Below are 25,006 nucleotides of genomic sequence, written 5' to 3' on the forward strand. Positions count from 1 at the left end.
GACTGGACCGAGACCCTACGGCTCCAGCCGGTGCGGCCCCCGGAACAGGAACGTCGCCTCCCGGATCGACGGCAGGCCGAGCGCCAGCATCAGCAGCCGGCCGAGCCCGAGCCCGAGGCCGCCGTGCGGCGGGGTTCCGTAGCGGAAGCAGTCCAGGTAGCCGGAGAGCGGCCCGGTGTCCATGCCCTTCTCCCGGGCCTGGGCGACCAGCCGGTCGTGGCGGTGCTCGCGCTGGGCGCCGGTGGTGATCTCCACGCCCTTCCACAGCAGGTCGAAGGACTCGGTGACGGTCGGGTCGTCCTCCGGCCGCAGGTGGTAGAACGGCCGCACGGCGGCCGGGAAACGGGTGACGAACACGAACTCGTGCCCGGTCTCCGCGGCGATCAGCGCGCACAGCGTCCGCTCGCCCTCCGGGTCCAGGTCGTCCTTGACGCCCTCCCGGTCCCAGCCGGTGGCACGGAGCCGGGCCAGCGCGTCGGCCATGGTGATCCGCGGGAACGGCAGTTCCGGGACCACGACCCGGGTGCCGAAGTGCTCGGCGATCGCCTCCCCGTGCTGCTCAGCGACCGCGGTGAGGACGCGGTGCAGCATCCGCTCCTCGAAGGCCATCACGTCCTCGACGCCGTCGATCCAGGCGATCTCGACGTCGACGCCGGTGAACTCGGTGGCGTGCCGGGAGGTGAACGACGGCTCGGCCCGGAACACCGGCCCGATCTCGAAGACCCGGTCGATGCCGCCCGCGATGGCCATCTGCTTGTAGAACTGCGGCGACTGGGCGAGGTAGGCGGTGCGCCCGAAGTACCCGACCTCGAACACCTCCGCCCCGGACTCGGAGGCGGTGCCCATCAGCTTGGGCGTGTGCAGCTCGGTGAACCGCTCCTCGGCGGCGAGCTCCCGCATCGCCCGCTCGACGGTCGTCTGGACGTCGAAGACCAGGTGCTGGGAGGGGCGCCGGATGTCGAGGAACCGCCAGTCCAGGCGCTGGTCGATGCCGGTCTTCTCGTCGATCGGCAGCTTCGGCTCGGCGAGCGAGACGATCTCGACCCGGGACGGGACGATCTCCAGGCCGCCGAGCTTCACCTGCGGGCTGGCGACCACCTCACCGGTGATCTTCACGGCCGACTCGACCGTCACCCGCTCGAACGCCGCCTCGATGGGGTCCTGCTCTCCACCGCGCACGTGGGTGACCTGCACGATCCCGGTGTGGTCCCGGACCAGCACGAACTGGAGGCGACGCTGCCGCCGGAGCGTGTCCACCCAGCCGTAGACGGTGACCGTCTCGCCGACGCGTGCGTGGAGGTCTGCGACAAGGGTGCGCGTCATGGCGGCAACTCCCTGGGTTGCGGGCGCGTTGGTCGCGCCGACGACGAGCGGTAAACGGCCGCCCGGGGGACAGCGCCCACCCTAGGCGATCAAGCTCCACCCGGTCGTCCGGTTTTCCCCGCGCAGGAAGTCGGCCGGCCCGACTTCCTGCGCATACGGGTCTTCAGAGGACCCAGCGGGTGGTGGTGCCGTTGGGGGCGGTGTAGGCGGCGTACTGGGCTTCGGGGCCGGCTTCGACGGCGAACCACTCGGGGCGGGGGCGGTTGTGGGCGAGCCAGTTGCGGTGGGCGGCCTCGACGAGACACCAGACGTCGCGCGGGCCGCTGAGGGCGACGGCGGCGGGGCCGTCGGGGCGGGCGGTGGAGCCGCTCGTGGGGTCGTGGAGGGTGTGACCGCTGCGGGTGATCGTGGGGGCGAGGCGCAGGCCGGCCCAGAAGGCGAAGCCGGGGTGGTCCAGGGCGCGGGCGTCGAGTTCCGTGGTGCGGCGGCGGGCCTGCGGATCGGGGGCGGCGGGCGCGGGGGCCGGGTCCCGGTGCAGGGGCGGGAAGGCGGCCTGGTGGTGGAGGAAGCGGCCGGCGGCCCGGCCGTCGTGGCGCTTGGTCAGCCGGGCGACGGCGCCGCCGACCGGGGCGACGATGAGGCCGCCGGGGGCGCACTGGTCGAGCCAGGCCAGGGGGAGGCGGGGGACGGCGCAGGTGGCGATGATCCGGTCGTACGGCGCTCCGGCCGTGTGACCTTCGGCCGCGGACGGCCCGACGACGGTCGGTTCGCGGTCGGCGGCGTCGCGGAGCAGGGCGGTGAGGTCGCCGGGGCCGATCTCCAACACCCGGTCGCCGGGCCGGACGTCGAGCGCGTCGACCAGGTCGGACGGCAGGTCGGTCGGCAGGCCCGGCAGCGGGGCCGCGGGCGACCGTTCGGCGGTCGTGGCCAAATCGACTTCGGCACGCAGGAGTTGGTCGTCACTGTGGAGAACGGTCACCATGCCCGGTCGGTCCTTCCTGAGTGGTCGCAGCACGTCGAGGTGCGCAGCGGTCGGCTGCCGGCGAGCCGATCGTCGCCAAGACGGGAAGGGAGGGACAAGGCTTGTGAATCGAGAGGAAAATCGGGAGGCGGCAGGGAGGCGGGAGGGGGGCTGGAGGGGGGCGGAAGGGAAGCGGCCCCTGGGACGACGGGCCCCGCGCCTGCGAGACCATGGGGCATCGGCACAGGAGCAGGGGGACCGCATGGAGCTACGGCAGTTGCGCTGCTTCGTCGCCGTCGCCGAGGAGTTGCACTTCGGCCGGGCGGCCGAGCGGCTGCTGCTCGGCCAGCCCGCCGTCAGTCAGCAGGTCAAGTCCCTGGAACGGGAGTTGAAGGTCGAGCTGTTCGACCGGTCGCCGCGGTACGTCCGGCTGACCCCGGCCGGGGAGCGCTTCCTGCCCGCCGCCAGGAACGTCCTCACCGCCGAGGACGCCGCCCGCGCCCTGGCCGCCGATCTGGCCGCCCCCGCCGTGCTCCGGCTCGGCACCATCACCGGGCTCGGGGAACGGCTCGACCTGATCCTCGACACCTACCAGCGCCGGGCCCCCGGCGTGCACGTCGAACTGCACGCCGCCCCGGTGCGGGAGCGGCTGGCCCGGCTCGCGGACGGCCGTCTCGACGCCGCCTTCGTCCGCGGCGCCATCGCCGAGAGCAGCCCGGAGTTGCGCTTCCTGCCCATCTGGCAGGACGAGTTGTTGCTCGCCCTGCCCGCCCGGCACCCGCTCGCCGAGCGGCCGGAGGTCGATCTCGCGGAGCTCGCGGACCTCCCGCTGCGCTTGACCGAGCGCCGCAACCACCCCGCCCTGGTGGACCTGGTCACGGACGCCTGCCGGCAGGCCGGCTTCCGGCCGGTCCTCGGCCCGGCGCACAGCACCCTGCAGGACACCCTGGCCGCGATCGGCACCGGAACCCCGATGTGGACGGTGGTGTACGCCGCGAACGCCCGCATGATCAACGCCCGCCGGGTCGCCTTCCGCCCCTGCCGCACCCCGCTGGCCCTGCCGACCTCGCTCGCCGTCCGGCGCTCCGCCCCGCTCCCCCGGCTGCTGGTCGAGGCCTGCCGCCAAACATCCGGCCTGACCTGCGACGATCAGGATTCGTGATCGCTGTGAGAGCGAATCGGGTCTGGGTCGAAGGGCCCCGATCGAGTGGACTGGTCCCAGCCGGAAAACCGGCGGAACGACCAGAGGAACCGAGTCGAGGAGCCGAAGATGCCGATCGTCACCATCCAGCAGGGCCCGCGCAACGTCGAGCAGAAGCGCGAGCTGGTCAAGAAGGTCACCGACGCCTTCGTGGAGGCCTTGGAGGTCCCCGCCGAGAGCGTGTTCGTGTGGATCCAGGAGTACCAGCCGGAGAGCTGGGGCGCGGCCGGCAAGCTCACCGCCGACCGCTGACCGCCCGCAGTACCGCAGTAGCGCAGTACCGCACCGCCGCAGCGCGGGAAGTCGGCCGGTCCGACTTCCCGCGCGGGCCGGGGGCTCTCCTCAGGGCTGCCGGGGGAAGGCCGACGTCCGGGTGAGGACCGCGACCGCGACGAGGGCCAGGGCGGAGAGGCCCTGCAGGACCGCGTACCAGGGCGGGCAGAGGCCGGGGATCAGATCGACCCCGATGAGGGCGATCGGCATGATCGTGGAGACGGTCCGCAGCCGGTCGAAGTCCCGGTAGGAGCCCCCGGCAGCGCGGCCGGCCATCCGGTGGAGCAGCGGAGTCAGCGCGAGCAGGATCGCCCCGCGGAACCACATGAACGAGCTCGCCTCGTGCCCGGTGGCCGCCATCACGGCGACCGTGCCGAGGACGACGGCGCCGGCGGCGCCGAAGAGCAGGATGCACTTCTTCACCGTGGTGAAGCCGTCCCGGGTGGTCGTCGTGGTAGCCATGGTTCGCTTCCCTCCGTGTCGTTGTGGCTACGACGTTACGGAGCGCACGGCGCGCCCGGTACGGGTCCAGCCGTACGCGGGGGTGGGTCCAGGCACACTCGGCTAGCGAGCAGCTGCCGGGCGGCCGGACCACAGGACCGAGCCGAGCAGCAGCACCCCGGGAACGACCCCGGAGACCACGGCGATGACGGGCGCGGCGACGCCGCAGGCGGCCAGCACCAGGCCGGCCACGCCGCAGACCGCCATCGACGCGCCGAGGACGTGCAGCGCGGGCCGCTTCCAGACCGCAGCGAGGCCGAAGAAGTGCACGCCGACCACGAGGGCGATCCAGGCCACGCTCGCGGTCGGGGTGTGCAGCACCTTGCTGATCACGAACAGGCCGGCCCCGAGCGCGAGCGCTTCGACCGCCACCACGTACCAGTAGCCGCGCCCGAAGCCCGTGCCGCTCGGCGGTCTGTCGGCATCGGCCGCGGGTACGGCGGCCCGCCGGCCGGCGAACACGATCCGGAGGAACGCCAGGATGGCGAGCATGCGCAGCGGAACGGCGACGGCGGTCGGCAAGGTCGCTGCGTTCATCTGGATGAAGGCGAGGCCGAAGCCGCCGCCGATGAGCCTACTGACCTGATCTTTTGTCATGATCGTCAGATCTACAGCATGACGATCACCCAGCAAAACGGGTGTACTTGGCCACCCGACTGGCGTGCCTCGTGAAGCGGCCGAGCCCGTACAGGCTGAAGTGGGGGCACACCATCCCCACCCCCGCTGGAGAGAAGCCATGAGAACTGCCCGCACGCTGACCACCGCGGTCGCCGCCGTCGCCCTGATCGCCGCGGCCTGCGGTGGCTGCTCCAGCAGCAAGAAGACGACGGCCACGACGAGCCCGTCCCCCGCGGCCACCTCCGCCAGCCCGTCCGCCGCGGCGAGCCCGACGGAAAGCGCGAGCCCGACGGAAAGCGCGAGCCCGACCGAGAGCACCAGCCCGAGCCCGACCGCAGGGGCTCCCGGCGGAGGGGCCACCATCGGGGCGGCAACCGCCGGCAAGTTCCAGAACATCCTGGTCGACTCCCAGGGCAAGACGCTCTACCTGTTCGAGGCCGACACCTCGCCCACCTCCACCTGCTACGACGCCTGCGCCACCGCCTGGCCGCCGCTGCTGACCAACGGTACCCCCACCGCCGCCAACGGCGCCGACCAGACCAAGCTCTCCACCACGGCCCGCAAGGACGGCAAGTCCCAGGTCGTCTACAACGGCCACCCGCTCTACTACTTCGAGGGCGACACCGCGAAGGGCGACACCAACGGCGAGGAGTCCAGCGCCTTCGGTGCCAAGTGGTACGTGGTCAACGTCGCGGGCGACAAGGTCGAGGGCGACTGACCCCGATGCACGGTGTCGAACGGCCGCTCCGTTCCCGGCGACGGGCCCGCGGCGTCCTGTGGATGCTCCTGCCGGTGGCGGTGACGGCCGGTCTCTTCTGGTACGGCCGGGCGCACACCCCCGACTACACGAGCAGCCTCTTCGGCCGCCGCTTCGACGACGCCAACCTGCTCAAGGCCCAGCTCGGCACCGCCCTGCTGGGCCTCGCCCTGGTCCAACTCCTGCTGGGGCTCTGGATGTACGGCCGGCTGCCCGGCGTGCGCGCCGCACCCCGGCCGGTCCGGACCGGGCACCGGGTGGTCGGGGTGGTGGCGTTCCTGCTCTCCCTCCCGATCGCCTACCACTGCATCAACGCCTACGGCGTGCAGGTGACGGACAGCCGGATCGCCCTGCACTCGTTCGCCGGATGCTTCCTCTACGGCGCGTTCATCACCAAGGTCATCGTGGTCCGCCACCGCAGGCTCCCCGGCTGGGCCCTGCCCACGGCGGGCGGAGCGCTCATCGTGCTGATCGCCCTGCTCTGGTACAGCGCCGCCCTCTGGCGCCTCAACGGCTATGCCGTGCCCGGTCTTTGAGCGGCCCCGATGCCGGGAAAAGGCCCCCTTGCTCCTCGCAAGGGGGCCTTTCCGCGCCGGAAGATCGGCGTCTGCGCGGGCGTTGCTCCTGGCGTGAAGATCAGTGAAGCCTCCAGAGTCAGCGGCGTGAGCGCGAGGTCGTTACGGCACTACGAGGACGAGGGCCTGATCGTCCCCGGCCGTTTCGACAACGGGTTCCGCGACTACTGCCGGTCCACGATCGACCGGGTGCTCGTCATCCGCTCGCTGCTGGAGTCCGGACTGCCCGTGCGGTTGATCAGGGAGATCCTGCCCAGCCTCACCGACGGGTCAGAGACCGGCAGCGATGCGGTGTGCACGGAGTTCCTGCACGAGGTGGAGAGCTTCCGCGATCGGCTCGCCGCCCGCATCGCCGTCCTCAGCGACCAGCAGGCGGCCCTCGACGCCTACTTGCGAGCGGCCGCTTGCCCTTGACGCAAGTGTCAGGTTCGTACGTTCGGTCCATGGAGACCGACGAGCAGCAGCAGACCGTACGAGCAATGGTCCAGCGATCGCACGGGGGACCGCAGGACCTGGCCCTCTCCACCGATCACCCCCGCCCCGCTCCGGGGCCCGGCGAGTACCTGGTCCGGGTGGGCGCCGCCGGGGTCAACTTCGCGGACGTCATGCAGACCCGTGGCACGTACGGTGGCGGCCCGCAGGCGCCCTACGTGGCGGGCTTCGAGGCGGCCGGCGAGATCGTGGGGGTCGGCGCCGGGGTGGAGGTTCCGCTGCCGCTCGGCACCCGTGTGGTCGGAGCCGGCCCGGGGGCCTTCGCGCAGTACATGACGATGCCGGCGGCAGGCGTGCTGCCCGTGCCGTCCGGCTGGAGCGACGCCGAAGCCCTCGGCCTGGTGCTCAACTGGGCCACCGCGTTGGCGGCATTGAAGCCGCTGGGCGAGATCAAGGCCGGTGAGACCGTCCTGGTGCATGCGTCGGCCGGAGGTGTCGGGCAGGCCGCCGTCCGCCTCGCCCGCCACTACGGTGCCCGCGTGATCGCCACGGCCTCGCCGGCGAAGCACGACACCGTCAGGGCGCTCGGCGCCGACGAGGTCCTGGACAGCCGGCGACCCGATCTGGCAGCGGAGATCACCCGCCTGACCGGGGGCGTGGACCTCGTCCTGGAGTCGGTGGGGCGGGCCACGTTCACGACGAGCCTGTCGGTCACCAAGCCGATCATCGGCCGCATCGTCGTGTTCGGTGCCGCGTCCGGCGATGCCACCCTGACCACGCACGACCTGGTCTTCACCCACCCGGTCCAGGTCAAGGGCCTGCACATCGGAGCACTGGCGGTCGCAGCCCCGGCCGTGTACCGGTCGCTGATCGGAGAGATCGAAGCCCTCATCGCCCACGGCGTGTACCCACCCGGAACGCCCCGGGTGCACGCACTGGCCGAGGGCGCGAAGGTGCTGGAACAACTGGAAGCCGGCCGGACCCAGGGCAAGCTCGCCCTCGACCCCTGGCGTTGAGCACACGAGGGCGGCCCCTTGCGAAGGAGCAAGGGGCCGCCCTCGCGGTTCGTCCGTCAGCCGCCGTTCGGGTTCCGGTTGCCGCCGCCGAAGCCGCCGGCCGCGTTGCCTTCGACCAACTGGCTCGCGGTGTAGCCACCGTTGGCGTCGGGGGTGCCGACGACGGTCACGCTCTGGCCGGGCTGCAGGTCGGCGACCTTGCCCTCCTTGTTGAGCTGGACCTTCGTCGCGTCGCCGGTGGTGACCTTGACGGTGTTGCCGTTGGCGTCGGTCAGGTAGACGGTGTTCCCGTCGACGGCCTTGACCGTCCCCCGGGCGAACCCGGGCTGCCCGCCCTGGCCCGAGCCCTGGCCGCCCTGCCCGGCACCCTGGCCCCCACGGCGGCCGCCCTGCCCGCCCTGAGCACCCGCGCCCTGCCCGTACCCGCCGCCGCCCGCACCCTGCCGCTGGCCACCGGCCGCAGCAGCCGCCGGCCGGGAGGACTTCCCGCCCGACCCGTTGTTCTGCTCGTACCAGACCCCGCCCGCGAACGCCCCCGTGGCGATCACCCCGCCCGCCAGCACCAGGCTGATCCAGGGGAGCTTGCGCCGGGGCGGCGCGGCCAGTTCGGCGCTGACGTCGCGGGCGTCCGGCGGGGTGGCGAGCAGGGCGACCTGCTCGGCGTGAGTGCTGCTGACCGTGGCGATCTCGTTGCTGCTCATGGCGTGGTGTGTGTCCTACTCGTGCCGGAGGGCGTCGATCGGCCGCAGCGAGGCGGCCCGGTTGGCGGGGTAGCTGCCGAAGAAGAGCCCGATGGCGACGGCGATGCCGAACGCGCCGAGCACCGACTCGGGGATCACCACCGGCTTGATGCCGACGATGCTGAAGTGCGAGCCGATCATCCCGGCCGCGACTCCCAGCCCCGCGCCGATCACCGACAGCAGCGTCGACTCGGTGAGGAACTGCCCGAGGATCACCGCGCGCGGCGCGCCGAGCGCCTTGCGGATGCCGATCTCACGGGTCCGCTCGGTGACCGTCACCAGCATGATGTTGGTGATCCCGATCCCGCCGACCAGCAGCGAGATCGCGGCTACTGCGCCGAGCAGCACGGTGAAGGTCTTGGTGGTGCTCTCCCGCGCCGTGAGCAGGGAGGCCTGGTTGGTGATCCGGAAGTCGGCCTTGCTCGGGTCGGCGATCGCGTGGGTGCCGAGCAGCACCCGGGTGATCTCCGCCTGGGCGGCCGTGGTGGTGTCGGCGGAGGCCGCCTGCACCAGGATCTGGTTGACCGGGCCGAAGCCGGTGAAGGCGTTCTGCACCGTCGGCAGCGGGGCGATCACCACGTCGTCCGGGTCGGTGAAACCGCTGCCGCCCTTGGCCTGCAGCACGCCGACCACGGTGAACGGCGTGCCGCCGAGCACGACGGTCCTGCCGACCGGGTCCGCGGTGTCGAAGAGCTGCTTGGCCGTGGTGGCGCCGAGCACCGCGACCTTGCGCGAGCCGAGCACGTCGTCGTTGGTGAAGTACTCGCCGTGGGCGACCTTCTGGTTGGCGGTCTCGAAGTACGCCGGGTAGGTGCCGACGATCGAGCCGGGACTGTACGAGATGTTCCCGTACAGCGCCGTGCCGCTGGTGGTGACGACCGGCGCCACCGACTTGATCGCGGAGGCGGCCTCGGCGTCGTTCGCCAGCGCCTTGGCGTCCGCCACCGTGAGCTTCTTCACCGAGGAGGCCGCCCGGGAACCACCGGCCGCCGAACCGGCGCTGACGGTCAGCGAGTTGGTGCCGAGCGAGGTGATCGAGTCCTTGACCGCGACGGACGAGCCGTTGCCGACGGCCAGCAGCAGGATCACCGAGGCGACGCCGATCAGCACGCCGAGCATGGTGAGCGCGGAGCGCACCTTGTTGGCGGCCAGGCCGCCGACCGCGAAGCGGAGTGTCTGCCAGAGGATCACGCGGACACTCCCAGGTCACGAAGGGCGGGGGGCGGCCCCTCCACCGGGGCCTGCCGGACGTCGCTCACGATCTGCCCGTCGACCAGGCGCAGCACCCGCTTGGCGTGCCGGGCGACCTCGTCCTCGTGGGTGATCAGCACGACGGTGCGACCGGTGGTGTTGAGCCCGTCGATCAGGGCCAGCACCTCCTCCGTGGAGCGGCTGTCGAGGTTGCCGGTCGGCTCGTCGGCGAGCAGCATCGCGGGGGCGGTGACCAGGGCCCGCGCCACCGCGACGCGCTGCTGCTGGCCGCCGGAGAGCTGGTTGGGCTTGTGGCCCGAGCGCTCGCCGAGCCCGACCAGCGAGAGCGCGGCCAGCGCCCGGCGCCGCCGCTCGGCGGCCCGCACGCCCGCGTAGGCGAGCGGCAGCTCGACCTGGGCGAGGGCGGTGGTGCGCGGGATCAGGTTGAAGGACTGGAAGACGAAGCCGATCTTGCGGTTGCGGACCAGGGAGAGCTGCTGCTCGTCCAGGTGGCCGACGTCGACGCCGTCCAGCAGGTAGCGGCCGGAGGTCGGGACGTCCAGGCAGCCGAGGATGTTCATCAGGGTGGACTTGCCGGAGCCCGAACTGCCCATCACGGCGACGTAGTCGCCCTGTTCGATGTCCAGGCTGACACCCTGCGGTTCGCCGGTCTCCGGGTCGTCCGGGCCGCGCAGCGCGTGCACGGTGGCGTCGCCGTGCCCGTACGACTTGGTGAGCCGGCGGATCCGGATCACCGGCACGGGCGTCGCGGGGACGCGCTTGTCGATGACGTGACGCATGCTCAGCCCCGACCGCCCCGGCCGCCGCCGGCGCCACCCGCACCGCCACCGCCGCCACCGGTGCCGCCCGGGAAGACCCCGCCGCCCGCGCCGCCGCGGTTGCCGCCCGCGCCCGGGAAGGAGCCGTTCGGGAAGCCGTTGGTGCCACTGGTGGTGGGGAGTTCGACCTTGTCGCCCTCCTTCAGCCCGGAGACCACCTGCACCGTGCTGTCGCCCTCGACGCCGACGCCGACGGTGATCCGCTCGGAGCTGCCGTCCTCGTGCACCACGGTCGCGGTGCGGGAGGTACCGGTGCCGGACAGGGCGGCGGTGGGCAGCGAGAGCGCGTTGTCGGCCTCGCCGGTGATCACCTGGACGGTGGCACTGAGGCCGGTGCGCAGGGTGCTGGTGTCGCCGCTCAGCTGCAGCACGGCCGCGTACTGGACGGCGGAGGAGCCGACCGCGCCACCGGAGCCGCTGCTGCTGGGCAGCGAACTGACTGACAGGACGCTGGCGTTGAGCTTGGTGTCGGACTGCGCGTTCAGGGTGACGGTGGCCGCCTCGCCCTTCTTCAGCTTGAGCGAGTCGAGCTCGGAGAAGTTCGCGGTGACCTGCATCCCGGTCGGGTTGGTCAGCACGATGAAGCCGCTGGGGGCGCCCGAACCCGCGCTCGTGCCGCTCGACTTGCCCGCGGAGGACGAGGAGGACGAGGAGGACGAGGAGGAGCCCGAGGCGCCCGCCCCGACGGTGTCGCCGACCTTGCCGGAGACGGAGGCGACCGTGCCGTCCACCGAGGCGGTCAGGGTGGTCCCGGCCAGCGCCGCCTGGGCGTTGGAGAGGTTGGTCTGCGCGGTGGCGACCTGCTGCTGGGCCTGGGCCACGGCCGCGTCGTCGACCTTGGTGGTGGTGATGGTGGTGGTCTGCGGGGCGGGCGTACTGCTCCCGCCCGCCCCGCGTCCGCCACCGCCGGCGGACCCACCGCTGCCGGCCGCGCTGCTTCCGGAGCCGCTTCCGGAGCCGCTGCCGGCCGCGCCGCTGCTGCCGGTCCCGCCGGAGGCCGGGACGGGCAGCAGCTCGGTGGTCGTGGTGGTGACTCCGGCCTGCGCCTTGGCGAGGTTGGCGTTGGCCGTGGTGAGGGCCGCCTGGGCCGCGTCCACCTGCTGCTGGGCCGCCGTGGTGTCGACGGTGGCGAGCACCTGGCCCTTCTTGACGGCGTCCCCGACCGCGACCTTGACCGCGGTGAGCCTGCCACCCGTCGCGAAGTCCTGGGCCGCGTCGGTGGGCGACACCAGGGTGCCCGTCCCGGACACGGTGGCCAGGACCGTGCCCTTGGCGACCGTCGCGGTACGGGTCGTGGGCTTGGCCGACGCCGGACCGGAGCTTCCGCTGACCGTGGTGTACACCAGGGCCGCGCCGCCCAGCAGGGCCACACCGAGCGCGGAGTTGACGAGGACGGCACCGCGCCGCCGTGGGAGCACCTTCATGGCGGACAGCTTCGCGGGGAGCTCTTGCGGAGTCCTGGGCGCGGGCTGGGAGGAGACTGGACGGCCGGATCCGGGCATTCCGGGCAGAACAGCCGCCCTGCGCGGCCTGCTTGGCCGCTCCGTGGCCGGCCGTTGGCCGAACTCCCAGCGCACTCCCAGCGATCTACAGCCATCCGGGAGCTCCCGGGGAGCGCCCGGGGCCCGGGGAGCGCCCGCGCCTTCCCGACGAACGCCACAGGGGCGCACCGTCCGACGGCACGCCCCTGCAACCGACTGCGCGATGAACCTCAGAGCGCCTTGCGGAACGCCTCCGCCACCGACAGGAAGATCGAGTTGCCCTCGGCCTCCCCGATCGACACCCGCACGCCCTCCGGGAACGGCCGGACGATCACGCCCGCCTCGGCGCAGGCCGCCGCGAACTCCGCCGAACGCTCGCCGAGCCCCAGCCAGACGAAGTTGGCCTGCGAGTCCGGGATTTCCCAGCCCTGGGCGCGCAGCCCGGCGACGACCCGGTTGCGCTCCTCGACCAGCGCGTCCACCCGCTCCAGCAGCGCCTCCTCGGCGCGCAGCGAGGCGACGGCGGCGTTCTGGGCGAGCTGGTTGACGCCGAACGGGACGGCGGTCTTGCGCAGCGCGGACGCGACCGGCTCGTGCGCGATCGCGAAGCCGACCCGCAGGCCCGCCAGGCCGTACGCCTTGGAGAAGGTGCGCAGCACGCAGACGTTCGGGCGGTCGCGGTAGAGGTCGATGCCGTTGGGGACCTCGGGGTCGCGGATGAACTCGATGTAGGCCTCGTCGACGACCACCAGGATGTCGCCGGGGACGGCCGCCAGGAAGCGCTCCAGCTCGGCGCGGTGGATCACGTTGCCGGTGGGGTTGTTGGGGTTGCAGACGAAGATCAGCCGGGTGTTCGGGGTGATCGCGGCGAGCATCGCGTCCAGGTCGTGGTCGCCGGCCGGGGTGAGCGGGACCGGGACGGGCGTGGCGCCGGCGATCTGGGTGATGATCGGGTACGCCTCGAAGGAGCGCCAGGCGAAGATCACCTCGTCGCCCGGGCCGGCCGTGGCGAGGATCAGCGACTGGGCGACGCCGACCGAGCCGGTGCCGGTGGCGATGTGCTCGACGGGCACGCCGAAGCGCTCGGCCAGCACCTCGGTCAGCTCGCTGACGCCCATGTCGGGGTAGCGGTTGAACGAGCCGGCCGCCGCGACCGCCGCCTCCAGCACACCGGGCAGCGGGTCGTTCGGGTTCTCGTTCGAGGACAGCTTGTAGGCGTCGGCGCCGGCCGGCTTGCCGGGCTTGTAGGTGGGGATGCCGTCCAGGGTCGGCCGCAGCCGCGGTCCCTGCGCTGACGTACCACTGCTCACGGTCGTACTCCGTTTCCAGAAGTTGCACTGCTGTCCGGAGCGCTCGCCCGCCACGGACGGGTTCGCCCTCCGTGTCCGGGACCTCCTGACTCGCCCCGGACCACCCCGGTCGGGTGCCTTGCACGATACCGACCGCCCTCACCCGTAGGAGTGAGATGCCCGGTCGGGTTACAGGCGCAGATCAGCCATTCTGCCCGGTTCCTTTGGCACATGTCAGAGGTAAGAGGCCAGGTTTCGGACGGGTATCGAAGGGGCGCACCCCGGCTCACTCTTGGAGAAACGTATCTCCGAAGGCTCCCGATGCGCCGGTCACAGACCCTTGTCAGGAGCCATACGATCGGTCCGCCATGACAGCAGCAGCCAACCAGAGCGGTCGGCGACCCACCGCCTCACGGCGTCTGGAGCGGGCCGGCATCCGGGATGTGGCGGCAGCCGCCGGAGTGTCGATCACTACCGTCTCCGACGCGCTGAACGGTAAGGGCCGCCTGCCCGACGAGACCCGCAGCCGGGTGCGCGAGGTCGCCGAACGCCTCGGCTACCGCCCCTCCGCCGCGGCCCGCACCCTGCGCACCGGACGGTCCGGCCTGATCGGGCTGACCGTCACGACCTACGGCGAAGAGCCCTTCACCTTCACCGAGTTCGCGTACTTCGCCGAGATGGCCCGGGCCGCCACCAGCGCCGCCCTCGGCCGCGGCTACGCGCTGGTGGTGCTGCCCGCCTCCTCCCGCCACGACGTCTGGGGCAACATCGCCCTCGACGGCACCGTGGTCATCGACCCGCCCGACCAGGACCCGCTGGTCAGCGAGCTCTACCGGTCCGGCGTCCCGGTCGTCAGCGACGGCAAGCCCGGCAACTGCCCGGTCACCGCCTGGGTCGACAACGACCACGAGGCCGCCGTCCTCGGCATCCTCGACCACCTCTCCGAGGCCGGCGCCCGCCGGATCGGCCTGCTCACCGGCACCAGCACCGACACCTACACCCGGCTCTCCACCGAGGCCTACCTCGGCTGGTGCGCCAAGGTCGGCCAGGAGCCGGTCTACGAGGCCTACCCCGCGCACGACCCGGCCGCCGGCGCCGTCGCCGCCGACCGGCTGCTCGCCCGGCCCGACCGGCCCGACGCCGTCTACGGCCTCTTCGACCCCAACGGCACCGACCTGCTCGCCGCCGCCCGCCGGTACGGCCTGCGGGTGCCCGACGACCTGCTGCTGGTCTGCTGCAGCGAGAGCGACGTCTACGCGTCCACCGAACCGCCGATCACCACCCTCTCGCTCAAGCCGCGCAAGATCGGCACCACCGTGGTCAACCTGCTGATCGACGCGATCGAGGGCGTGGACTCCGGCACCGGCGTCGACATCGCCCGGCTCTTCCCGCCCCGCTTCCGCACCGCCGGCAACGGGCCTCCGCCGGGCACCCTGATGCCGACCGAGCTGATCGTCCGCGCCTCCTCCCAGCGCCGCAGCCCGCGCACCACCGTCAGCCCGCCCCGACCCCCGGGCGAGGTCTAGACCGCGCGGCCGCACCGCGGAGGCGGGCCGAGGACTGCTGAGGACCGACGACGCAGGCCGAGACCCGGCAAGACCTGCCGAGAACCTACCGAGCCGGGACAAAACGGACCTTGAGCGGACGCCCGGCTGACGCTCCGGAGGATTGGATGCCCACCAGGTGACGACGGCGGGAGAGTGGTCTTCCTATGATGGGCGAATGACACCCGAGGACCGCTTCCCCGGGCCCGAGCACCCCCACTCAGGCCCCCGCCACCAGCCGGACCTCGATGTGCTGCCGTACGGCACCTATTACGAACCCGAGCCCGCCGCGGGCTACCCCGGCCCCCCGTACGACCCCGACTCCTACGACGCCGAGACCTACAGCGGCTACGGCGGCGCCCGCTACCTCGAACAGCACTGGAGCGCCGACGGCCAGGGCCACACCGTCCACGCCCAGGGGATCAACGCCGACCACACCCCGGCCTTCTCGCACCAGGGGCAGGGCGGCTACGACGGGCAGGAACACCCCGGGTACGAGAACCGGGCCGGTTACGAAGGCCAGGAGCAGGGCGGGTACGAGAACCAGGAGCAGGGCGGGTACGAGAACCAGGAGCAGGGCGGGTACGAGAACCGGGGACAGGGCGGATACGAACCGACCCTGCCCGACCAGCCCTCCCCGGCCCTCCAGCTCGCCGACCTCGGCGACCCCGCGGACCTGGGCGACCACGCCGCGCACACCGCCCCCACCGACCGGGACGACCCGCCGACCATCGAACTCGGCCCGCCGCTGCCCGACCCCACCGCCCCGACCTACCCGTACCCGGCCCCCGGCCCCGGCGAGCCGCCCGGCCCGGTCTACGTCGTCGGCGACGTGCACGGCTACCTCGAAGAACTGCGCGCCGAACTGCACCACCAGGGCCTGATCGACGCCGACGGCCACTGGTCGGCCGGCCGCGCCCGGATCTGGTTCCTCGGCGACTTCACCGACCGCGGCCCCGACGGCATCGGCGTCATCGACCTGGTCATGCAGCTCGCCGCCGAGGCCGCCGCCGCCGGCGGCTACTGCCGCGCCCTGATGGGCAATCACGAACTGCTCTTCCTCGGCGCCGCCCGCTACGGCGACGAGCCGGTCCAGTCCACCGCCGGCACCGCCTCCTTCCTCGCCGCCTGGCGGCTCAACGGCGGCCAGCAGAACGACCTGGACCGTCTGGAGGCGCACCACATCAGCTGGCTCTCCCGCCTGCCCGCCATCGCGCTGGAGGACGGCCACCTGCTGCTGCACTCCGACACCACCGCCTACCTGGAGTACGGCGACTCCATCCCCGACGTCAACGACGCCGTGCACGGCCTGCTCGCCGACGGCACCGTCGACGAGTGGTGGGACTGCTTCCGCCGCTTCACCAAGCGCTTCGCCTTCCGCGGCGACGCCGGGCCGACGGCCGTCCACGAGCTGCTGGGCACCTACGGCGGCAGCCGCATCGTGCACGGCCACAGCCCCATCCCGTACCTCACCGGCGCGGTGCACGCCGACGACGGCCAGCCCCCGCACATCCCCGGACCGTACGTGTACGCGGACGACCTCGCGGTGGCCATGGACGGCGGCGTCACCATGGAGGGGCGGCTGCTGGTCGCCCGACTGCCCATCACCTGACGGACCTCCAACCAGTAGCCGTCACCGAACAGTTGTTCCCGGCGCCCGGGCCGTCGCACGCGCGCGGCCCGGGGCGCGAAATTCCGGAAACCGACTGTCAGCCCGGGTGCACCCGCCCCTACCATGAGGCACACCACACCCGGCCGCCCGTCCGGCGGCCCGCCTCCGCGCCCGTTTCGGCGCCCTGAGGGCCCGCGAGCCCCCGGGGCGGAGCGAACCGGAGTCCGCACGAACGGGGTCCCCATGTCCAACCCCCCGCCACTGCTCGCCGAGGACCGCCCGGAGTACGAGCGCCTCCTCGCCGAAGCCCTGCGCGACCGCACCGTCCTCACCGCCCTGCGCGCCCGCGGCGCGCTCACCACCGACCAGCTGCGCATCCGCGCCCTGCGCGAGGCCGACGGCATCAACGCCGCGGCCGCCACCGAGTACGCGCACTACACCCGGCTGCGCGACGCCCTGCGCACCACACCCCCGCCGCCGCCCGGCACCGAACCCACCGCCCCCGGGCTGCTCACCCAGCTGCGCTCCGCCAACGGCGGCGCCGGGCTGTTCCCCGTCCTCACCGTGCTCACCCCGATCCTGGCCTGGGCCGCCGCCCTGTTCCTGCTGCTCATCGGCTACCTGCTGCGCGCCGCCGCCCCGGACCTGGTCCTCGCCCGCTCCCTGGTCACCGCCGGCTGGGTCGCCCTCGCCGCCGGGGTCGCCGCCATGGCCATCGGCATCGTCGGGCTGCTCCTCACCGCCATACGCGACGGCACCGCCGCCGCCCCGGCCGGCACCGACCCGGAACTCGCCGCCGAACTCGCCGACGCCCGCAGCGAATGGCGCACCGCCCTGCGCGAACGCGGGCTGCTCCCGTACCTGCGCGACGCGCTGCCGCCGGTGGCCGAGCCCGCAGCCTCCCCCTCCGCGGGGAACGACACCGCCGAGGGGCCCGACTTCAGCAGCCCCGACTTCAGCAGCCCGGGCTACAGCTCCCCCTCCTTCACCAGCCCCGGCCCCGACGGCCTGACCGACCCCGAGGGCCGCACCCACCGCCCCGCCGCCTTCACCACCCCCGACTTCACCGGCCCCGGCTACACCCCGCCGGCGTTCACCAGCCCCGACGACGTCAACTGACCCGCCGCCGGCCGTCAGGTCGTCCCACCGATGAGCCGGATCAGCCGTCATACCCCGGTACTACGGCTCCGGCTCCTGCCCGCCCGGCAGGCCAGACCAGGCCGTGCCCAGGCTGGCCCCCACAGGGCCACCCTCCGCGCCGATACCAGTCGTACGCTCGTCATATGGGCACACCACTGGGGGACTTCATCCGCGCCAAGCGCGACAGCATCCAGCCCGAGACGCTCGGCCTGCCCACCCACGGGCGCCGCCGCTCACCCGGGCTGCGGCGCTCCGACCTCGCCGTCCGCGCCGGGATCAGCGTCGAGTACCTGACCCGGCTCGAACAGGGCCGCGACCGCAACCCCTCCATCGCCGTGGTCAACGCGCTCGCCGACGCCCTCAGCCTCGACCCCGCCGAACGCAACCACCTGCGCTACCTCACCAAGATCACCGGCGGCGCCTGCCCCAGCCACATCCGGCCGGCCCCGCCCTCCCGCGAGATCCGCCCCACCGTCCGCGAGACCCTGCGGATGCTCGAACCCGGCCTCGCTGCCGTCACCAACCGGCTCGGCGACATCCTCGCCCACACCAGCGGCTACGCCACCGTGCTCGGCGCCGCCGGCCTCCTCGACGACGCCGCCCCCAACCTCACCCGCTACGTCTTCACCGACCCGCGCGCCCGCGCCTTCCTCCCCGACTGGGACGACATCGCCGACGAACAGGCCTTCGACCTCTGGCTCGCCCCCTCCGCCGAGGCCTCCGAATGGTTCAGCACCGAACTCGCCCCGCTCGGCGGCCCCGACTTCACCCGCCGCCTCGGCAACCACCTCGTCCCGCGCCGCGGCCCGCTCCGGATCCACCACCCCGACGGCCCCGAACTCCGGCTCCACCGCGAGACGCTGGACCTCACCGACGACGCCCAGCAACTCCTCGTCCTGCTCCCCACCGACGAGGAGACCGCCTTCCACCTCGGCCGGCTCCTCGCCCCCTCCCGGCCCCGCCTCCGCGCCATCTCCTGACCGCCCTCCCGGCGGATCCGACCGCCCTCCGGCGGATCAGACCACCCCGTCCCCCGCCACGGCGCCCGCGGCATCCACCGCCGCCCGCACGAACTCCAGGACCCGCTCCGACCCGTCGCCCTCCCGCCAGATCGGGCCGCGCTCGATCGGCGGCGCGTCGTGGATCGGCACGTAGGCGACGTCCGGGCGGGGGTAGTAGCGGCGGGAGTGCTCCCCGACCGGCAGCACGCCGCGGCCCAGGGCGACCAGGCTCAGCATCTCGGAGAAGGTCCGGCCGGACGGCCCCTTCGGCACCGGACGGCCGGACGGGGTGCGGTCGGGGGTGCGGTCGCGCTTGAAGCCCACCGAGGTCTGCTCCGGGTACTGCACCACCGGATGGTCCCCGAGCACCTCCAGCGACACCGACCGCTCCGCGGCCAGCGGATGCCCGGCCGCCACCGCCAACACCCGCTGCTCGCGCGACAGGACCGGCCCACGGGACATCCCGTCGAACGGGTAGGAGGCGACCAGGACGTCGATCGAACCGTCCACCAGACTCGACCGGGAGTTGGACAACTGCACCTCCCGGACGTCGACCCGGCAGTCCGGGTGCCGCTCACCGAACAGCGCGACCGCCCGCAGCAGCACCGGGGCCGTCCACTCGCCGAGGAACGCCACCCGCAACTCCCCGGTGACACCCCGCACGGCGTCCTCCGCCCGCTGCAGGGCCGCCGCCATCGCCGCCACCACCGGGACCAGGTCCTCCGCCAACTGCCGCCCCACCGTGGTCAGTCGGACCGACCGGCTGGTCCGCTCGAACAGCGGGCCGCCGATCCGGCGCTCCAGCTTCCTCACTACCTGGCTGACCCGGCCGGTGGTCAGGTGCAGCCGCTCGGCGGTCCGGCCGAAGTGCAACTCCTCCGCCAGCGCGAGGAAGACCTCGACCTCAAGCCGCTCCAGCATCCCGCCCCACCCCTCGATCGTTGAATCCCGCTCAACGATCGTAGAGCGATCACCCGTTGATGGCAGCCGCCGCAGGGTGGATCGTTGATCCCGTCCCCAGCGGTCGCACCGGAGCGGAGCCGATCCCCATGCGCGTAGTAGCCTTCGACCACCTGGTCCTCAACGTCGCGGACGTCGAGCGTTCCCTGGCCTTCTACACCGGCCTGCTCGGCCTGGAGCCGGTCCGCGTCGACGAGTGGCGCGCCGGCAAGGTCTCCTTCCCCTCCGTCCGCGTCACCCCCGAGACCATCATCGACCTCACCCGCGGCCCCCGCCACGAGTCCAACGTCGACCACATCTGCCTCACCGTCGAACCCCTCGACTGGCAGGAGGTCATCGACGCCGGCACCTTCACCGTCCTCGAAGGCCCCGTCCCCCGCTACGGCGCCCGCGGCACCGCCACCTCCGTCTACGTCCGCGACCCGGACGGCAACACCGTCGAACTCCGCTGGTACCCCCAGGACGCCACCGCCTGACCCCCCACACCGCCGCCCCGGTCCCACAGGGGAGGACCGGGGCGGCACCCACGTCGAGCCGACGCCTAGCCGAAGTTCTGCAGGGATCGTGACCTGACCTTTGCTGTTGAGTCGCATCTCGGGGCTCCTCCTGTATCCCGTATTACCTCGGCAACGAAGCGCCGCCCCGAGAAGCGGAAGCTCTCGGGGCGGCGCTCAGGTGTCAGGCGTCCCGCGTCAGCCCGTCGGCGGGAAGTGGACCCGCTCCGGACGCTCGCCGCCCATCACGGCGAGGGCTAGTGCCGACGGCGAGCTGCGAGCCGTCCGCTGCGCCTCACGAGGATGAGGATCGAGCCTCCCAGGACGACGGCGGCCGCCGAGCCGACCGCCATGGCGATCGACTTGCCGGAGCCGGTGGCAGCGAGTGCTTGCCCCGACTCGTGCGGACGCACGGCCGACACACCCTGTTCGTGACCGCCCTTGCCGTTGCCGTGGTCGGCCGGAACGTTGCCGTGATCACCTTGTTCATGGCCGCCGTGACCCTGACCGCCGTGACCACCCGGAGACGGGGGCGGTCCGGCAGGACCGGCCGGACCGGCCGGACCGGCAGGCCCTGCTGGGCCGGCCGGACCAGCAGGCCCGGCAGGGCCGGGCGAACCGTTAGCACCCGGCGAACCGTTAGCACCCGGCGAACCGTTGGCACCGGGCGATCCATTGGCGCCGGGCGAACCGTTGGCACCGGGCGAACCGTTGGGGCCAGGAGCGCCCGGAGCACCGGGCGAACCGTTGGGGCCCGGAGCGCCGTTGGGGCCAGGAGCACCCGGAGCACCGGGCGAACCGTTGGGCCCGGGAGCGCCGTTGGGGCCGGGAGCACCGGGCGAACCGTTGGGCCCGGGAGCGCCGTTGGGGCCGGGAGCACCGGGCGAACCGTTGGGCCCGGGAGCGCCGTTGGGGCCGGGAGCACCGGGCGAACCGTTGGGCCCGGGAGCGCCATTGGGGCCGGGAGCACCAGGCGAACCGTTGGCACCGGGCGAACCGTTGGGGCCGGGAGCACCGTTGGGGCCAGGAGCACCCGGAGCACCGGGCGAACCGTTGGGGCCCGGAGCACCGTTGGGGCCAGGAGCACCCGGAGCACCGGGGGCACCGTTGGGGCCCGGAGCACCGTTGGGGCCAGGAGCACCCGGAGCACCGGGGGCACCGGGAGCACCATTGGGGCCAGGAGCACCCGGAGCACCGGGCGAACCGTTGGGACCCGGAGCGCCATTGGGGCCAGGAGCACCCGGAGCACCGGGCGAGCCGTTGGGGCCGGGAGCACCGTTAGGTCCAGGTGCACCCGGGGAACCGGCAGGCCCACTCGGACCGGGGGGGCCGCTCGGACCGGCAGGCCCACTCGGACCGGCAGGCCCACTCGGACCGGCAGGCCCACTCGGACCGGGGGGCCCACTCGGACCGGGGGGGCCGACGGTGCAGGCCGCCCTCGTGATGGTGTTGTCGTCCAGAGTGACGGCGCCGTTGCGCGCCAGGGCGCGGCCTTCGATCACCGAGGCGTGGTTCACGCTGATGGACGTGAGGGCCAGGATGTTGCCCTTGAAGAAGGAGTTGACGTCGATGGTGGCGGAGCTACCGACCTGCCAGAACACATTGCAGGGCTGTGCTCCGTTGACCAGGCTGACGACGCTCGACGGGGCCGTGATGAGGGTGGAGCCGATCTGGAAGATGAAGACGGCGTTCGGGTCGCCCATCGCGTCGAGGGTGACGGTCCCGGTGAGGTTCAGCGACGAACTCGCCTGGTAGACGCCGGGCGTCAGCGTCAGCCCTCCGATGTCGCCGGGCGACGTCAGGATGGCCGTGGGGGCCCGGCCGGCGGCGTCGTTGTAGGCGATGACGAGGTCGGACTGGGCCTGCGCCGCCTGCGCGTCGTTGACGTGCTGAACCCCGTTCACGATTCCAGGGGGGAAGCCCGTCACGCTGGTGCCCGGGAAGAGCCCCAGGTCGCCGTTGATGACGCTGGGGCCGGTGTTGGTGACGGTTGAGCCGGCCAGGATCGCATAGCTGGTGTCAGTCCCCAGCCCCACCGGTGCCGTTGCGGCGTGCGCGGGGCTGGGGACCAGGCCGGCCGACGCGAGCAACGTCAGTCCGGACAGCAGGACGGACGCCCCCGCGAGTCGAGCGCGTCTACGCCCTCGTCCCGGTGGAGCGGACAACATGGCATCGACTGCCATAGGACAGGACCTTTCTTGTCGCCGTTGAACTCCGTCACCCGAAGAGGGCATTCGGAGAGCTGCTGGTGGCTTCCCGTCAGGCCTCCGGCCCTCGCACTCGCGCCGGAGGGCTTTCGAGGAGCGAAAGCCGGCCGGGACAGGTGATGAAGAGTCACCAACTAGCTACACCGTGCAACAAGAACATGAAAGGAAGAGACTGATAAAGATGCAACGGAGTGACACACCAGCGCCGATCGGGGTGATCCCTCCCACCCCAGCCCGTCCCCGGCATGTCGTTCGCCTACGACCTAGCGGGGGCCATACTCCGGGTCCGCTGCCCAGGTCGCCACCGGCGCCATAGCAGTACCGTTTTTCCTCTTGGCCGCGTCCGGGCCGGTGAATCCCGCATCGCCCCGCGATCCCAATCGTTGGCCTGATTATGAACGACCTTACGAATCTGCAGGAAGAGGCGCTCACTGCCGCCGCCGGTGACGCCGACACGGTGGCCGAGCGCTGCCGCGCCGCAGGTGGCCTGCTCAGGGTCACCCTCGGCGAGCTGCGCGCGGAAGTCGGCTACCGAAGACTCGGCAAGTACGTCCTGGAGGAACTCGCCGAGCGACTCACGGAGGAGGGGCTCGGCTGGTTCCCGGCGTGGCGGCTCTCCCCGAGGGAGAACGGCGAGCCGCGGAAGGACCACGACCTGTGGGTGTTCATCCGGGACGACGGCTTGCGCTGCCAGGTCATCGATGCCGTCCAGGCTCCCGACGGCTCCGACGTCCCCACAGTCCTGAACGGCCTGCTCACCGGCCGTCCCCAGGATCTCTCCCCGGAGCGCAAGCTCGGCCTCATTCGCGAAATCGTCGGACTCTGAGCCACGCCCGAGAATCCGCCGACCTGATTCCGCCCGCGCACCCGAACGTTCGCGGCGCTGCGCCGGACACCCCTTCCGGGATCCCAGCGCAGCGCCTCGGCACCTGCGCTCAGTCCGCCATCGGCAGGTAGACCTTGTTGCCGTGGGCCTTGAACTCCTCGGACACGGCCTGCATGCCGGCCGGCGCCTCGGCGTCGAACCCGGTGCCGACGGCCGTGGAGCCGTCGCCGTGCTCGTCGCGAATCTTCTGCGAGATCTTCATCGAGCAGAAGGTCAACAAAGGCGCCACCGCACAGGGCTGTGTCAGTCAGGGGTGGATCGAGGCGAAGACCTCGATCTCACACTTCGCGGCACCGCTGCGTTTGATCCTCGCGTCACTGGTGATCAGCGGTACGCCCAGGGCTTCCGCCAGGGCGACGTACTGGGAGTCGTAGGCGCTGAGGTTGGCGTGCAGCTTCCTCACCCGCTCCCAGAAGGGCAGCGTCTCCCGTTTGGCGATGGGAAGCAGCCGGTATGCGGCGACCGCCCTCTCCACTTCCTTCTCGGTCAGCTTGCCGCCACGCTGCATGCCGAGGAGGGCCGACTGGATCTCGTAGTCGAGGAGGGTAGGAGCGTAGACGTCCCCACCCTCGGCTACGCGGTTGCGAATGAGCTCTCCGTCGGAGCCGTGGGCCGTGAGAACCAGGACGAGGGCGGAGCAGTCAATGACGATCAACGCCCGGCTCGCCCTTCGTCGATGGCAGCGAGAACGTCGGCGGCGCTGACGTCGGCAGTGGTTTCCCGGTTCAGCCTTTCCATCATCTCCGCCATCGTGGGCTTGGATGCCTCCCTGGCGATCAGGTCCTGCATGAACGCCTGCAGCGACTTGCCGGCCTGAGCTGCGCGGACCTTCAGGGTCTGGATCTGGTCGTCCGGGACGTCCCGGATCGTGAGGGCAGTCATGCCTGCATTCTAGCTCCAGTGTCTGCAAAATGCAGATACCGGAGCTCGTCCGGAGCGGGAACGACGAAGCTCCGCCCCGAGAAGCGGGAGCTCTCGGGGCGGCGCTTCGGGCGCGGGCGTCAGTCGGCCGGCGGCAGGCGCCCGAAACCGGCACACCCACCTCCGGGTGCGGTCGCGTGGTTCACGGCTGGTGGGTGAAGGCTCCGTCCGTGAGTACGGGCACGACCATGCCGGCATCGAGCTCCGTCGCGACGGCGACGTCCTCGGCGAACCCGCTGCGGACCAGTTCAAGGCCCGAGGAACAGGCGGCAACGACACCGGCGACGTCGGTGGTCGAAGTGGAGCACACCCGTGCGGCAACTGCCTCGGGGGACAGGGGGCCGGCGCCTTGCGACTCCAACTCGGCGATGATCGCACCGGCACCCAGCAGGTCCTCCAACGCCGGTCGCAGGCTCCCGTCCGGCCAGCGCTCACCGGCGGCGATCACCAGCACGGGGCGCTGCGCGGTCCCGTAACCACGCTCGGCCAGCCAACGCCCCACCGCAGTGGCATTGCGCAGACAGCCCGCCACCACCGTCGAATCGCCTGCCGCTGCGGCTATCGCAGATCCGTTGGGCGAGGGCAGGACGAGCCGCGGGACGAACGGGGCCTGCCGGAGGGCGGCCGGGGAGAGCGACCACGGTACGGCCGATGTCGCCGCACGCCGCCCCACTGCCAGCGCCGCCGCCTTCTCCCGGGCGAACGCGGCCGCCGTCCCATCACGCCAGGCGTAGGGAAAGACCTCGGTTCCCGCCTCGACGGCGACACTGACCGATGTCGTGAACGACAACACGTCGACCACCACCAGGCAGGCCACGTCCGGCGCCAACTGCTGCGCACCGGTGGGACCCCACTCGAACCGGACGCCGTGGTCCTGCTGCACAAACCAATCGCTCATGGTGATCGATACTGGCATCGCCGCGGATCACCGGGGAGGAACACCCGGTGTCGTGGGCCGGGTACTGGTGACAGCAGGACACGGCATCGCCGAGGCGCCGTGCTGGGAACGCCCTTCACAGCACGGCGCCTCGGACCGGACCCGCA

At 72.3% G+C, this 25,006-nt stretch carries 27 protein-coding genes; 12 read left to right on the top strand and 15 right to left on the bottom strand.

The window, feature by feature from the left end; translation table 11 throughout:
- Positions 1–15 precede the first annotated feature (15 nt).
- Both aspS and BX285_RS05080 read right to left on the bottom strand, forming a co-directional pair.
- A complete protein-coding gene (gene aspS, locus BX285_RS05075) occupies positions 16–1,323 on the bottom strand; it encodes an aspartate--tRNA(Asn) ligase (protein WP_097236863.1) in 1,308 nt (435 codons plus the stop codon).
- Positions 1,324–1,486: 163 nt separating this feature from the next.
- Positions 1,487–2,305: a hypothetical protein gene (locus tag BX285_RS05080; protein ID WP_183107003.1), complete on the bottom strand. Its 819-nt coding sequence runs from the start codon at positions 2,303–2,305 to the stop codon at positions 1,487–1,489.
- A 241-nt stretch (positions 2,306–2,546) separates the two neighbouring features.
- Here BX285_RS05080 and BX285_RS05085 point away from each other — a divergent pair, with 241 nt between their 5' ends.
- Together BX285_RS05085 and dmpI are read left to right on the top strand one after the other, a co-directional pair.
- The gene (locus BX285_RS05085; protein ID WP_121174566.1) at positions 2,547–3,446 is read left to right on the top strand and encodes a LysR substrate-binding domain-containing protein; all 900 of its coding nucleotides are present in this window, start codon (positions 2,547–2,549) and stop codon (positions 3,444–3,446) included.
- Between the two features lie 108 nt (positions 3,447–3,554).
- Positions 3,555–3,737 carry a 4-oxalocrotonate tautomerase DmpI gene (gene dmpI, locus BX285_RS05090; protein WP_097236866.1) on the top strand — a complete coding sequence of 61 codons (183 nt, stop codon included), beginning with the start codon at positions 3,555–3,557 and terminating at the stop codon, positions 3,735–3,737.
- Between the two features lie 90 nt (positions 3,738–3,827).
- On the opposite strand, the gene BX285_RS05095 is transcribed toward dmpI, so the two are convergent.
- Positions 3,828–4,220 (bottom strand): hypothetical protein, encoded by a 393-nt coding sequence (locus BX285_RS05095; protein WP_097236867.1) that lies wholly within the window; start codon positions 4,218–4,220, stop codon positions 3,828–3,830.
- 102 nt (positions 4,221–4,322) lie between these two features.
- Entirely contained in the window at positions 4,323–4,856 is a 534-nt protein-coding gene (locus tag BX285_RS37105) for a hypothetical protein (protein ID WP_259470437.1), read from the bottom strand.
- Positions 4,857–4,995: 139 nt separating this feature from the next.
- Here BX285_RS37105 and BX285_RS05100 point away from each other — a divergent pair, with 139 nt between their 5' ends.
- The 4 genes from BX285_RS05100 (at position 4,996) to BX285_RS05115 (ending at position 7,657) form a co-directional block, all read left to right on the top strand.
- The gene (locus BX285_RS05100) at positions 4,996–5,595 is read left to right on the top strand and encodes a hypothetical protein (RefSeq protein ID WP_121174567.1); all 600 of its coding nucleotides are present in this window, start codon (positions 4,996–4,998) and stop codon (positions 5,593–5,595) included.
- Positions 5,596–5,600: 5 nt separating this feature from the next.
- The gene (locus BX285_RS05105; protein WP_121174568.1) at positions 5,601–6,170 is read left to right on the top strand and encodes a DUF6529 family protein; all 570 of its coding nucleotides are present in this window, start codon (positions 5,601–5,603) and stop codon (positions 6,168–6,170) included.
- A 93-nt stretch (positions 6,171–6,263) separates the two neighbouring features.
- Positions 6,264–6,623 carry a MerR family transcriptional regulator gene (locus BX285_RS05110; protein WP_097236870.1) on the top strand — a complete coding sequence of 120 codons (360 nt, stop codon included), beginning with the start codon at positions 6,264–6,266 and terminating at the stop codon, positions 6,621–6,623.
- A 29-nt stretch (positions 6,624–6,652) separates the two neighbouring features.
- Positions 6,653–7,657 (top strand): NADPH:quinone oxidoreductase family protein, encoded by a 1,005-nt coding sequence (locus BX285_RS05115; protein ID WP_121174569.1) that lies wholly within the window; start codon positions 6,653–6,655, stop codon positions 7,655–7,657.
- A gap of 56 nt (positions 7,658–7,713) precedes the next feature.
- Here BX285_RS05115 and BX285_RS05120 read toward each other — a convergent pair whose 3' ends face one another.
- The 5 genes from BX285_RS05120 to hisC form a co-directional block, all read right to left on the bottom strand.
- Positions 7,714–8,358, bottom strand: a complete 645-nt coding sequence (locus BX285_RS05120; protein WP_097236872.1) for a DUF5666 domain-containing protein — start codon at positions 8,356–8,358, stop codon at positions 7,714–7,716.
- A 15-nt stretch (positions 8,359–8,373) separates the two neighbouring features.
- The gene (locus tag BX285_RS05125; RefSeq protein WP_097236873.1) at positions 8,374–9,588 is read right to left on the bottom strand and encodes an ABC transporter permease; all 1,215 of its coding nucleotides are present in this window, start codon (positions 9,586–9,588) and stop codon (positions 8,374–8,376) included.
- Positions 9,585–10,388 (bottom strand): ABC transporter ATP-binding protein, encoded by an 804-nt coding sequence (locus tag BX285_RS05130; protein WP_097236874.1) that lies wholly within the window; start codon positions 10,386–10,388, stop codon positions 9,585–9,587. Before BX285_RS05130 ends, BX285_RS05125 begins: the two co-directional genes overlap by 4 nt.
- A gap of 2 nt (positions 10,389–10,390) precedes the next feature.
- Positions 10,391–11,851, bottom strand: coding sequence for an efflux RND transporter periplasmic adaptor subunit (locus BX285_RS05135; protein ID WP_183107004.1), 1,461 nt, complete (start codon positions 11,849–11,851; stop codon positions 10,391–10,393).
- A 287-nt stretch (positions 11,852–12,138) separates the two neighbouring features.
- Entirely contained in the window at positions 12,139–13,218 is a 1,080-nt protein-coding gene (gene hisC / locus BX285_RS05140; protein ID WP_097236876.1) for a histidinol-phosphate transaminase, read from the bottom strand.
- Between the two features lie 347 nt (positions 13,219–13,565).
- Between hisC and BX285_RS05145 the strand changes: the two genes are divergently transcribed.
- The 4 genes from BX285_RS05145 (at position 13,566) to BX285_RS05160 (ending at position 18,473) form a co-directional block, all read left to right on the top strand.
- Positions 13,566–14,723, top strand: coding sequence for a LacI family DNA-binding transcriptional regulator (locus BX285_RS05145; protein WP_097236877.1), 1,158 nt, complete (start codon positions 13,566–13,568; stop codon positions 14,721–14,723).
- A 196-nt stretch (positions 14,724–14,919) separates the two neighbouring features.
- Positions 14,920–16,353 (top strand): metallophosphoesterase, encoded by a 1,434-nt coding sequence (locus BX285_RS39115; protein ID WP_310794178.1) that lies wholly within the window; start codon positions 14,920–14,922, stop codon positions 16,351–16,353.
- A gap of 243 nt (positions 16,354–16,596) precedes the next feature.
- The gene (locus BX285_RS05155; protein ID WP_097236878.1) at positions 16,597–17,472 is read left to right on the top strand and encodes a hypothetical protein; all 876 of its coding nucleotides are present in this window, start codon (positions 16,597–16,599) and stop codon (positions 17,470–17,472) included.
- Positions 17,473–17,636: 164 nt separating this feature from the next.
- Positions 17,637–18,473 carry a helix-turn-helix domain-containing protein gene (locus BX285_RS05160; RefSeq protein ID WP_097236879.1) on the top strand — a complete coding sequence of 279 codons (837 nt, stop codon included), beginning with the start codon at positions 17,637–17,639 and terminating at the stop codon, positions 18,471–18,473.
- A 36-nt stretch (positions 18,474–18,509) separates the two neighbouring features.
- Here BX285_RS05160 and BX285_RS05165 read toward each other — a convergent pair whose 3' ends face one another.
- Positions 18,510–19,415: a LysR family transcriptional regulator gene (locus tag BX285_RS05165; protein ID WP_097236880.1), complete on the bottom strand. Its 906-nt coding sequence runs from the start codon at positions 19,413–19,415 to the stop codon at positions 18,510–18,512.
- A 128-nt stretch (positions 19,416–19,543) separates the two neighbouring features.
- Between BX285_RS05165 and BX285_RS05170 the strand changes: the two genes are divergently transcribed.
- On the top strand, positions 19,544–19,930 hold the full coding sequence (locus BX285_RS05170) for a VOC family protein (RefSeq protein ID WP_121174571.1): 387 nt from the start codon (positions 19,544–19,546) through the stop codon (positions 19,928–19,930).
- A 275-nt stretch (positions 19,931–20,205) separates the two neighbouring features.
- On the opposite strand, the gene BX285_RS05175 is transcribed toward BX285_RS05170, so the two are convergent.
- On the bottom strand, positions 20,206–22,182 hold the full coding sequence (locus BX285_RS05175; protein WP_310794179.1) for an ice-binding family protein: 1,977 nt from the start codon (positions 22,180–22,182) through the stop codon (positions 20,206–20,208).
- Positions 22,183–22,549: 367 nt separating this feature from the next.
- Between BX285_RS05175 and BX285_RS05180 the strand changes: the two genes are divergently transcribed.
- A complete protein-coding gene (locus tag BX285_RS05180; protein WP_121174572.1) occupies positions 22,550–22,981 on the top strand; it encodes a hypothetical protein in 432 nt (143 codons plus the stop codon).
- 109 nt (positions 22,982–23,090) lie between these two features.
- On the opposite strand, the gene BX285_RS05185 is transcribed toward BX285_RS05180, so the two are convergent.
- The 4 genes from BX285_RS05185 to BX285_RS05200 all read right to left on the bottom strand — a co-directional run bounded on the left by BX285_RS05185 (position 23,091) and on the right by BX285_RS05200 (position 24,860).
- Positions 23,091–23,243, bottom strand: a complete 153-nt coding sequence (locus tag BX285_RS05185) for a thiamine biosynthesis protein ThiC (protein WP_097240101.1) — start codon at positions 23,241–23,243, stop codon at positions 23,091–23,093.
- 45 nt (positions 23,244–23,288) lie between these two features.
- The gene (locus BX285_RS05190; protein ID WP_097236883.1) at positions 23,289–23,696 is read right to left on the bottom strand and encodes a type II toxin-antitoxin system VapC family toxin; all 408 of its coding nucleotides are present in this window, start codon (positions 23,694–23,696) and stop codon (positions 23,289–23,291) included.
- Positions 23,693–23,923 carry a FitA-like ribbon-helix-helix domain-containing protein gene (locus BX285_RS05195; protein ID WP_097236884.1) on the bottom strand — a complete coding sequence of 77 codons (231 nt, stop codon included), beginning with the start codon at positions 23,921–23,923 and terminating at the stop codon, positions 23,693–23,695. The genes BX285_RS05190 and BX285_RS05195 overlap by 4 nt, the downstream gene beginning before the upstream one ends.
- Before the next feature lie 181 nt (positions 23,924–24,104).
- A complete protein-coding gene (locus tag BX285_RS05200) occupies positions 24,105–24,860 on the bottom strand; it encodes a 2-phosphosulfolactate phosphatase (RefSeq protein ID WP_121174573.1) in 756 nt (251 codons plus the stop codon).
- Between the last annotated feature and the right edge of the window lie 146 nt (positions 24,861–25,006).

The organism is Streptomyces sp. 1114.5, from assembly GCF_003635085.1.
Lineage (GTDB): Bacteria > Actinomycetota > Actinomycetes > Streptomycetales > Streptomycetaceae > Kitasatospora.